This is a genomic window from Candidatus Omnitrophota bacterium, assembly GCA_028715415.1.
In the GTDB taxonomy this organism is placed as follows: Bacteria; Omnitrophota; Gorgyraeia; order Gygaellales; family Profunditerraquicolaceae; genus JAQURX01.
Window position 1 is genome coordinate 141,143 of the sequence record JAQURX010000002.1, and the last position, 12,513, is coordinate 153,655.

Genomic DNA, 12,513 nt, shown 5'->3' on the forward strand with positions numbered 1-12,513 from the left:
GGGAACTTGAGGCAAAACTTACCTTTACTGTTCTTTCCGTAAAAGAAAATGGCGAGATAGAATTGGATATTAAATCTTCTGTAGAGACGAGGATAAATATTTTCTTTAAGAAAAGTAAGGTAGATTCTTTTGTTGTCGGGCCGGAAGATGATCCAGCCCGAACAGTTCCACCTTTAAAGAATCGTCAGGCAAGAGAGGAATTAAGGGCAATTAGGAATAGGTATGCTGGAGAAATTTCAGCTTTTGCTGTAACTAATAAATATGACCCATTCCGCAGTATGGGTTGTGGTATTCTTAAAATGCTTAAAGAGAAGAAGGTCGCCAATATTCTTAAGGGAGCAGTTATTGCGCGCGCTCCTCCTGAATCAGCTTTAGTAAGTGAAATTAATGAGTTTGAAAAAAAATATCAAGTTAAAGTCCGCGCTTTAAATCTTGCCCCAAATATTATCGCAATGCTTGCTCCGAACCCTAATCTACAAGATTTAGTCCATGAAGCATCTTCTTTATCCGGCACAAATGATTTTGTCAGCGAGTCATTAGCTAAAAAATGCGCTTATTATAGGCATGCTCTTCCAAAAATAATCGGCAAGCCCGAGAAAACTAAAAAAGAATTTATTGAAAAAGTTAGAAAAGAGTTGCTGAAAAATCCTGTCATCGATATTAGCCAGATAAATATATTAATGCCTAAGATAGAATTCTTGGCTGAACTTTCCGCTAATACAGAGTTTACAGGCAGAAGTGAACAAAGAGTAGTTGTTGAGCATATACTTGGCAGGTTGAGGGATTTAATTTCTCCATGCATTATCGGAGCATCACAATCTGAGAGATTAAGGGAAATAGGCCAGCAGATAAGATGCAGCCAGATTTTGCTTGAAAATATGTGGTTAAAGCGTAAGTTTGAAGCAATTGCATACAACCGTATGGGTTGGATATGGGGAGTTGCCTTCCAGCGCGAATTTGCTTATCTTTCAGAATATATATTAGCCTTAAGGGTTTTTGGTTATCCTCAGTCAGCTGTTTCTTGCACAATAGAGAGCATGGATTATTGCCTTGCCCGCCTATTTACAGCGATAGAGCATTTTATCCCTATGTCTTCTTACGATGACGATGAATTGCGCAGAAAAGTATTCTCTCGCCTTATGGCTGATCTGGTTGAAGATAAAATATATAGCTTAAGATGCCTTTCCGTTAAAGATAGAAACAAAAATCGATGTATTAAAGTTTTGAATGAAATTGATTTTGAGCAAATAAAGCAAGTTATCAAGAATGTAAAAAGAAATGAAATGCTTCGTGAAAAAGAGTCAGAAAGAAAGTTGGCAGGAGAATCATCTTCAGGATTCTCAGGTGGTGGGTTAGGTCCGTCATTAAGGCTATATCCTCTTCAATCACAGGTTCATTCATTAGAACAGCGGTTAGCATTACTTCAGAAGACAGCCGCTATTAAAGATGAACCGATCGATGAAGTCCCGGAAGAGTTTAAGGTTGAGCTATCTACTTTTAGCATTGATTCTTTTTCTTTGAAGAGTACGATTGTAAGTTTGCAAAATCCGCGGACCTACCGATCTCCAAATGGCAATGTTTTCGTGGATTATTCCGGGAATACCATATTAATCCAAGTAGAAGGGCCTGATGCTGAGCGGGTAAGAGGCGATTTAGATATTTTTAAGATAATCGTTGAGCTGGATAAAAATGGTGGTTATAAGAAAATATCTACATTTCCCGGATTATCCGGACTAAACTTTAGAACCATTGCAATTATTCTGCAGGATTCAGAATTTAATCAAAGTATTACAAACTTACCACCGAGATTAAAAGAATATTTTGTTTTACCAGAAGTAGATGATGCTTTACGCAGACAAGAAGCTTTAGCTACTAAGGAAATACCTTTATTTGAATATCAGCAGCAGATAAACGCTTTAAAAATAGATGAAGACCTATTGGCTGCGCTTGAGGATTTAAAATTCGCAGACTCTCAGACGATCAGGCGCAAGGCAGTTGTTTACCTTGGGCATCTTGTGAATGAACAAAAACTAAGCGTGAGGAGATTCAATTCATTACAGGCAGAATTCTTCCGTCAGGATGTCCTTGAAGACTTATCTTTAATCCAGAGGGCATTTCATTCTGATATGGATTTTGTCAGTGGTATATTCCGCAATATCTTCGGCAGGGAAATTGCACCTCAGGAATACGATTATTCAACAATAAATATCAGGTATTTTGCCCGCGGCGCAAATAAATTAATTTATCTTGTGAATTGGAAGTTTTACGGTGGAGTTGAGATGCCCGCGTTTACAATTTCTACTTTACGCGAATCCCAGCTTGGTATCGGCGATTTTGATGAAGAGAAAATTCAGACAGCAGTAAATTATTGGGAAGAAGCATCTTTCTCCGGTTCATCTGGAATAGCAAAATTTGGCGCTTTACACAGAGTTGTAGACACAAGAGGCCAGAGTGTTGTTATGGACGCACATGGAGGAAAAGAATGGTGCACTGTTTATAATAATGTTTTCTTATTGGCAAAGCAGTTTATCCCGGGGATGCCTTTACATAAGGCATTAACCTCCAGCTATTCAAGAAAGAATAGCGCGTTATCGGCTGCTCAAAAAGGTTATTTTGATGTTTGGGAGAGAACAAAAGGCGCAGAAGGCACGGGCGTTTTCTTGAGAAATCCTCGAGCAGCTGACATTGTGGTTTCAAATGAAGATGAAGAGACAATCCAGGCAACGATTATCGATCCCGATACTCTTGATAGAGGTGGCCGGGAAACTCTTAAATCAAACTTCCAGAGGCTTGAGGGTTGTCCAGCCAGATTTACGAGCCTTCTTAGGCAAAGCTGTATTATTGCACCATTGGGTTTTATTGATTTTTCGGGTCTTACGCAATTTTCATTATCAAGTGTTGAGCTAACAGTATTGTTGGTTGTATTTAGTATCTTCGCACTTTTGTTTATTCAATCTTTTAGTCAAAATAAAGCAACGATTTTCCCTTCTAATCAGACCAATTTAATACTTGATATTGGAGGCGCTTGGCCTACTGCTATCAAGTTAACTCTTCAGCATCTTCATCCCAATGATTTAGTTGTTATCTTGGATATCGATCCAGACAAGATTGAATTGGCTAAACAGTCTGTTGTGCAGGCAGGGAAATTAAATCAATTTATATTCATTGAAGGCGATGTAAGGGCTCTGCCTATTGAAGTTCAAAAGTATAGGTTTAATGAAATACATGCCTACAACATTTTAAAGAAGGCTCTTACTGATTTTGATAACGGTAAGATGGAATTAGTTATACGAAGCCTGGTTCCATTGTTACAAGATGGCGGAAAATTCTATCTTGCGGGTGTTGAGGGGCAGTGCGAGCTGGGTTTATTTAGTAAAGTATTTAGTGAAGAAGGTTTTGTTTTGTCTAGAGAAGAAAAGGGCGAAAAGGCAATGGGGCATTTTGTTTCTTATGATAAGGAAAATCATTGTTTTTGTATATGGGAGAAGCTTAAGCGAGAAAATTGCGATGTAATTATTGTTGGTTCTGGGCCTGCAGGGCTTTCCGCAGGGTTATATCTTTCCAGAGAAGGATATAAAGTTGTAATCCTTGAGAAATCATTTATCGGGGGGAATCTTATCCTTGCCGCAAATATTGAAAATTATCCGGGATTCTTGAATGTAATTGGATTTGAATTAGCGGAGAACATGAGGAAGCAGGCAGAATTAGCGGGTGTCAAGTTTGATATTAAAGAAGTAAAAGACGTTGTGATTAATGCTCATAATCAAGAAAAACTGATAAGAACAGAAAATCTGGTATATGCTGCTAAGGCTGTAGTTATTGCGACAGGCACAAGCTACAAGAAATTAGGATTGGAAAAAGAAAATGAATTTACAGGAGCAGGGATTTCTTACTGTGCTGTTTGCGATGGGCCTTTCTTCAAGGGTAAGAAAGTAGTAGTAATAGGTGGAGGCAATACTGGCGTAGAAGATGCCTTGCATTTAGCAAAAATAGCTTCTCAGGTGACGCTAATTGTGAATAAAGATTATCTTAGCGCAGATAATGTATTAATAAAACGTATCCAAGCCCTTCCGGAAATAATTATTAAATATGGCAATAAAGTAATAGAGTTAAAGGGCGACATTAAGGTAAGCGGAGTAGTGATTGAGAATATTAAAACCGGCCTTAAGGAAACAATTGATGCAGAAGGTGTTTTTGTGGCAATTGGCGTTAAGCCGAATACAGATTTTATACAAGGATTGGTTAATTTAGATGGCAAAGGTTCTGTTATTGCAGATAAAGGCTATAGGACCTCTCAAGATGGTATTTTTGCTGTTGGCAGCGTAAGAAGTGGTAGTTATAACCAAATAATTTCTTCTGCAGGAGAGGGAGCAGCTGTTACAAAGTTTGTTACTGAATATCTAACCTCTTTGAGTAATTATCCTGCAATACTTTTTGGGAAGTGCGCAGCTCCTACACCGAAGCAAATAGATAATTTTCAAAAGTATATTAGTAAAGCAGAAGACGAATTGTATGAAGATTTCCAAGATAAAATAGTATTGGTAGATAGAACTAAAACAGGCAAGGTTGCGGATTTAACAACAGTTTCGGGGAAAATCGCAATCCTAAAGAATTTAGCTGCAAGGGCTCCTCCGTTTGAAGAAGCTAAGAATTCTTCGTATTTCCAATTCCTTCTTAATAAGATTCTGCTCCATGAGCTATCCGAAATAAGCAATCATTCCCATACAACAGCCTGCCAGGAAGATTTCCAGCGGTTTGATGAAGTAATAACTGATTTGGTTTCATTGATTTTTTCTTTTAAGGAATTCGGGCTTTATCCCGATCATGATTATCTCTTAGGCCTTAATAAACTGCATAATGGCATAGCTGGAGATTTGATTAAGATTGGTAATTTCCAGCGTAGAGATTTTTCATTTGAAAGGTTAGTTTTCAAAGTCATCGGGTTACTTTCTTACGAAGGGCCAAAGGCGGATTTAATCCATAAGGCAGTGTTTAACGGTTTAAGAGGTATGGCTGAGGGTGTAGATTTAGGAGAAGATGGCACAGGCAAGGTATTGGGCCTTGCTGGCGAGATATCCGGTTTATTTGAAGTAGTAATTAAAAGAGGAAGCACTTTAGAGAAAATAGCTTTAGGAGAACTAGAACAGATAAATAGGATAGTTTCTGATAAAACCGGAGTTGTTAAAGAATTTGACGCAGTTTCAAACAATACAGTTTATGAATTTAAATTTCATCTTTCTCTACGCAAGCTTTATCAACAGGTAATTGGAATTGATTCATGGCGGACACCTCATCTTGAAGTGCTTACGGATGTTAGGGAATTCAGTGGGGTACGAAATCTGGTTTATTTTGGAGAAACAGACGGCGGCAATGTTATTAAGGCTTTAAAAGAATTTATCCGAAACAATCCTGAAGTTTTACCACAATTTAATCTTACCGAAACTGGAATTTCAGTTAAATTAAATCTTGAACAGGTAAAAGAATTTCTTTTTTCCGATTCTATAATCATGTTAGCAGGGGAAGAAGAATACCAGGGAAGATTTGCAGGATCTTTTGTTGATTATAAACGCCATCATGAATATACAGAAAAGCTTATTAGCAGAAAAATTAAGCAACTAAGAGGAGAAAAGTTTGACGTTATTATCGCAGTAGGCAATGTTAAACCGAAAGATTTAGAGCAGATTAAGGAAATGTCCAGAACTAGACAACAAGAAGCTAAGCCAATAGATTCAAATGTGCTCATTAATAATTCTTATATAGCTATTCCAGTCGATACTCTGGCTAGTCCTTGTGGAGTTAATGGCCCTATTTCTAATACAGAGTTCTCTGCGAATCTTCTATTCCAAGAAGTATATGGAGGTTCTTGCTATGAAAGCTCGCTTTGCTATAGCCAGACTCCTATTGACCCTCAAATTATTACAGAAAACGCACAATTTATGTCAGATGCTAAGCTGACTTTTGAAGAAAAAGTAGATAAATTATTCGATCTTTTATGTACTGCATTTATTCGGCCCGAATATGAGGCAGTTAAGCCTTTGCATCCGGGCTTGTGTTTCCGGTTAGCTGGATTTGTAGCTATATATTTTGCTGCAGCCGGCTATTATGCATACAGGGTTAAGCAGAATGGACAAAACTTTGCAATTGTCTATGATATTGTTTCAAAGCGATATCATCTTATTGATTTTTCTGCAGCCCAATTTGTTTTAGGAGATGCCTTTGGGCATAATTATGGAGATAAATATAGGGCTTCTTATTTAGAATTAGCTACTGCCAATCCTTTTGTAGCCAATCGTCTCGGAAAATATGCAAAAAATGGAAAGAGCAACTCTGTTTTATCCTGCTGCGCTCCTTTGGCTATGGCTTTTAGCAGCAACTTTGGTTTAACTAAAACAGTATTAGAAGCTGTAGGAATATTAGTTGCGGGGTTCATAGTATTATTTATTCTTTTCTACATATTCGCAGATAGTTCCATGAAAGAAGATCAAGCAGCAGGGAAGGGAAAACACCCGGATACTTATGAAAGAATTATTAATGTCTTAGATGGAATTGTTAATGCGATTCCCCGGGTTATTCAAGGTAAGGAAGGTATATCATTTTCTGAAACCTTAAAAGAAAAAGTTTGCATTGTCATTACACAAGAGAGAAATATGGCAAGCATTTTGGCAGCACGCAAAAAAATATGGCTTAAAGTGAATCCCGAATTTGCCAGATATTTAAATAATAGCGCGCTTGCTTTTATGCTGGGACATGAGATGGCCGAAGCATGTGACTTGAATAGCACTTCGCGATATTTTCTCGATGTCGCAAGATCATTCTTGTGGCGTATTGCCAACTTGCTTATATTGTTTTCTCCTTTTGGTTTAATATTTATAGTTATTTCTCCCGGCTATTCTTCTGAGTTCTTTGCTATTTTGGTATTTAGTATAATACTCCGTCAAGCAATTAAATACTCCATGTATAAAAAAGAATTCAAGGCGGATAGTTTGGGGTATCTTTTCATGAAAAATGCCGGTTTTGATGCAAACGGAGCAAGAGATTTCTTTGAGGTTTATTCCAAATGTAAAATCAAATGGAATATTTATTCAATATTAGGCCTATTGCTCTTTTGGCATCATCCAACGATTAAAGCAAGGATCAAAAGCTTAGAAAGAAAACAAAAAATAGGCAGCTTAGTATTGCCGTCTTTGTTGTTTGTCTGCGCTCTTGGCTTGCTTTTCCTCAGCGGCTGCGGTACATCTCCGCATCATACAGCCTATACCATTCAAATTAATTCAATTATTGCTGGCCTTGGTTTATCGCAGTTAGGGTTTACTTCGCCATTTACGCATGTAGTTAATTTAGTCGGAATTGGATTATTATTGTCCGTATTTGCTTTTATGGTTTCGTCTAATTTACTTAGCACTAGGGAGAGGAGTTTGGGAAGCGTAATTAACAGAGCTTTAAAGATAGGATTGCCTACAGATAGGGAAATTAGTGTTTTAGAGAGGCAACAAGAAGCCTCGATGCCGACATTGGATGATCTGTTGAGTGCTAAAGTAAGTAATCCGGTTGAAAGAACAGCATGGAAGAGAGCCTGTAATAAATTTATTGATGAAATGAAGCCTAGCAAAAAGAACAAGAGAGAATTTCGCGAGATCGTTGACGACTTTCCTTTTTATAAAAAACAGCTGTTATCGAGGCAAGTATTTATCAATAGATACCTTTCTTTGTTGATAAATGAAGCGAATGACTTAAAGTCGCTAAAGATAGCTTTTAGTCTTGTGGAGAATTATATGAGAAGTTTTAATGATTCAAATTATCTTAATTGTATGTTTGCTCATCAAGAATCTTGTAGCTTCATATTAGTTTTTCAGAGATTGGTTAATGCGGCTAAGAGTGCCGAGCAATTGAAAGTCTGGGCTTCTCTTGTTAATTATTTTATGAAGAAAATCTGCCGTTCGGAACATTTTGTTTTAAGCCTTTCAGTTTTAGCCAGGAAACTGAGAGATAAAGATATCAAATTGCTTAGAGCTTACGCAGATCTAATTATGAGATACCTTAGGGAGAGCGATGATCCTATAAATAGTGTTCAGAGCCTTTTGGAGTTTCCCGAAGCTGTGCTTGATTTGGCAGTGTTAAATGCAGAGGTATTTTATGCGCCTGCAGAATTATGTTATCGCAGATACGATGAATTTACCGGTAGATATGTAAATGTTTTTGATAAAGATGATTTTGAAAAAGAAGTAAAGTCAGGACGGGTAATAGATATAGGAGGGAAGTACTATTTTCCAATTAAAAATCCCTTCATTCCTTATGACAATGTTCATAATCGTGCCTTGCTTTATAATTCTCGAGGAGTGGACATCGTATACAAAGGAGCAGGTGCATCAGCAAGAATTGTAAAGCACGGATTAATTCTTAACTTTAGCCATGACAAGAGCCCGCATATATTATATGGTGGGCTTCCTTCGTCCGAGGCAACCATAGATGTTGATGTTTCATTTAGAAAGGCTTACCAACAGCTTAAGGCTGAAGAAGACCCGGGGTTACTGCTTGCTGAAAGAAATGGCGCTCGTATCGATATGTATAGAAAACCGATAGCTATGGCAAGGCTTGAAGCATTTCCTGTGGTTGTGCCGAATGGTAGCGTTAACGAAAAACAAGCCAAAGAATTATTAAAACATGCGGTTAATAAACCTGATTCACTTGGCCTACCGGAAACTGTGAAGCTCATATTGGCGCAGCACTTCCTTAATTTTATAGGAATCCCTAAAGACAGCAAAGAAGAAAGGGATCCTACAGAATATATTTATAGTGTTCCGGTAAACCGGAGATATCAGGAAATGGATTCTCTGAAAGCTTACGGTCCGGTTTTTGAGTATTATGGTTATAAAGTTAAGTTTGATCGCAAGAAAGGAAGAATCTATGCCAAGAACAAGCAAGGCAAGACTGTTGATTTCTCTTCGGTCAGGCGGCAAGTCGTAATTTCTGCTGCTGTCAGGTATGCCTTATTTTTGCGTATTTTGCATAAGAAGTTTAATGGCTGCGGGTTTAATAAATATGGTTCGGTTTTTAGTGAGCATAACTGCAATCCTATCACAATATTTGATTATGATGTTATTAGATATAACGAATTAACCAAAGAAACCCGCGAAGGTGATTTAGGACAAGCAGAGGAGGCGTTGGCTAGGCTACATCTATTATATACAAGCGCTTTTCTTGGAGAAAAACGTGGTGATGATGAAGATGAATTATATGAGGATAAGTGGGCGAGCAAAAGAATTTTTGATGGAATATATAACGCTCCAATGGATAAAGGGACCGTTTCTCAAGCTGAAGCTAAAAGTGCCCCCCTTACAGATAGGAGGAACACTTCTCCGAACGGCCCAAGAACCGGTCTCCGAACAGCTCAAGAACCGGTTTCTAAGGTTGTGGCTTTATTGCTTATGCTCGGGCTTTGCCTTGCGCAGTTAGGATTTACTTCGCCATTTACGCATATTCTTAATGTAACCGGTGTTGGCCTTATTATTCTTGGGCTAATTCTTGTTTTTTCCGGGCAATCTTTTGCGCAAAGCAATAGCAGTGCCTCATCCAATAGACGCCTTTTACAAGTCAGGAAGATTGCAAATGTACTTAAAGATTTGAGATATCCGAAAGAAGGCATTAAAGATATTCTTCGTAAAATCACTCCTCTGGTTTCAGAAGTTAATCAGGCGAGGATTAATCTTAGTTGTGAAGATGATGGCCAACTTAAATCTGAGCTTAAGCGTTTGGTCGAGATTCTTAGATCCAATACCCATACAAGTTGGCTGCAATTAAACTTAATAAATGACTTAGTTGGTTTTGATATTTTTAAGGAGATAGATGGCTCAGTAGAGAAAGGTAATTCCGAAGAAGCAATGCGTAGAAAAGCGACTATGTTGGGGTGCGTGCCTCTTTCTCAGTTAATGTATGTAATTTTAAAATCATGCGGCTTGGAAGTATATGGAGCCATGACAATGAAACATGCATTTGCTTTAGTGCTTTTGGAAGATGGAGAAAAAGGCCTAGCAATTGACCTTCTTTTTGGCGTAGTAAGGAAAATTAATTTAAGTAAATATTATAACTACAATAAGGATACCAGAAGTTATATCCTTAAGCCTAAATTTGTGATGGCGGAAGAGGAAATTGAGGAGTTTAGAAAGAGTTTGGGGGAGGGTGAAATTAATCCTGAGAAATTATCTTCCTCTGAAAAAATAGGCTTTTTAAATTTAGTATGCCCATATTTCCAATTAACGAATTCTACCGGTTTATCTGCCGCTATTTATACTAACTCTGGGAATGTTACTATAAAGTATGGCCTTGAGAAAGTCCCCTTTCAATCAGGTGGTTATTCCAGAGGGCAAGAATGTTTTTGTTTTTATGAACTGGCAAAGAACCTTGATTTAATAAACGCTTTTAATAATTACAATCGTGGGCTTGCGGCTATGCATTTTGAAGATATGGAAGTCGCCCTTGATGCTTTTCAGCTTGTAATAGATGCTTTTCCTTGTTTTGAACCTGCTGTCGAAGCCTTTGAAAGAGTAGAAGAAAAACTTCAAGTAGAAGAAAATCTTCGTAATGGCGGAGATTTCTTTTCAGCGATGGATTTTAATTCTTTTTGGGGGAATAGCTGTATTATTTCCCCGTATTTAATTTTATCTTCTTTAGGATTCAGATGTGGGATTGGTTCGCAGCAAACAGGCATTATCGAATCTCTCTGGTCAACGGGTCCGCTGTGGATGGTTGCACTAATGGTATTTTCTTTTGTTACATATCTATTCTTTGCAGGATCTTCGGGTGCATTAACGAGGAACAATGCTCGTTCAAACGAAGAATCATTTGGCGTCATATTGGGATACGACTATGAGCGGTCAGTTATAAAGCCGTTATCACGCCAGTTGCAACAGCTTGCCCAAAATAAACTTAAACCTGTATTGACTATTAATGAAAAAGGATTAGCCGTAGCTGATTGGGTAAGCGATAAATTTAGAGAATACATTGTTTCCCGCAGCCATTCCATTCTTGCTCTATATAATGAGCTTATGCAGGCATTAAAGGAGAAAGGTTTTGCTCCGGCAACGGTTATAGTTCATTCTTCTTATATCGTAGCAACAGAGGCTGAAACTTTTCTCGAACCAGAGTTAACCCTAGATACTTATGCTTGGGATAAACACGATAAAATTTATAATCTTTTACCTGAACTCGCAGGGGGAGAAGAAATAGTTAGTTTTAGGGATTCAGAAGGCAGCCTTCATTTGCCTTTTGGGTATTTTATGCCCGATACAGGTTTTGCATTAACTAAATTAATGATGGCTGAGGCGAGTTTGGGCGCTTTAGCCAAGGACACAGCAGAATTAGAAGCATGCGCTCTTAATCATACTTACGAGGAGCTTTTTAATGGAAAAGATTTTACTTTTAAGCGTGATGATATTGGAGGAGATATTGACAAAAGCAGGATTTTGCCATTTTTAGCTTTAAAATATCATTTTGAAATCTTTTTGCGCAAAGTCTATGAGATCAGGAAATATCTTGAAGAAGGAGATCTTACAAACTTAACTATACTAAAAGAAGAAATGATTCAATTTATGGCTACGACAATTGGCGATTGTGGTTTGGATGAGAAGCAAATAGCTGAAAATTGGATAATAGATAAAGAAGTGACAGATGCAGTGCATAATTTTATTATTTCAGCCCGCGTAAAGAATGCAGGTGAACTTAAGCTTTCGGTAATTAACTCTGCTTTGCTTAACTTCTTTGCGTTTTTGTCTTTAAATGAATCCCCGCGAATTCCCGAGAATATTTCAGCCACAGATTTTAGTAAAACAACCGAGTTAGCAGCCCTAAAAAGCCATATTTTACAACGACAGGTAACAAAAGAACAACTCTTAAGGGAGCTTTTTAAGAGGAAGGTGGTTTATATTCTTGATGAAAAAAGGATGCGAGGCATCGCGGAGTTGTTAGGGGAGGTCCCTAATAATACCATGGTAGTTTTTCATGGTTTTTACTATGCGCTTAATTGCGGTTCTGGTATTGATGAGGAAAAAGTTAATCAGTCATTAAATGACTATCTTCAGAATGGGGATAATAAGTGCTTGGACGTTCCTTCATCTTTACAATGGGATGAAATTGCATGTGCAGCTTCAAGTTCTCTTAAAAAGGCTTTTGATTATTTGCATCAGCGCAATAGACGAGGCGCTAATATAACTTATCATACTGATTTATCCGATTATTTATTCCAGACTATTAATAGTGTTACAGTTCCTTTTGGGGATAGGATAAGTAATTTTACAAATATTTTAGCTCAAAGTGCTCAGACAAGAAAAGCAGAGCATATATTAATACTCGGCAGCCGAAGGATGTTCCCGATGGACGAAGATTTCTTGAAACCGAGCAGGAACAAGCAAGGGCCGGTTGTTGAAAGATTAATTGAGGTTTTTGGAAGAGATAATGTAGCTTTAGCCTTAAATCTAATTTGTGTTGATTCAGAAGAAAACATTATTTCCCGTGCAATTT

1 protein-coding gene (running past both ends of the window) is annotated in these 12,513 nt (G+C 37.7%); it reads left to right on the top strand.

Positions 1-12,513 carry part of the coding region annotated (gene galE, locus PHO70_01135; GenBank protein MDD5431584.1) for a UDP-glucose 4-epimerase GalE on the top strand (this coding region is incomplete at its 3' end). The annotated region is longer than the window, extending 69,670 nt past the left edge and 42,389 nt past the right edge, so 12,513 of the 124,572 annotated nt are shown.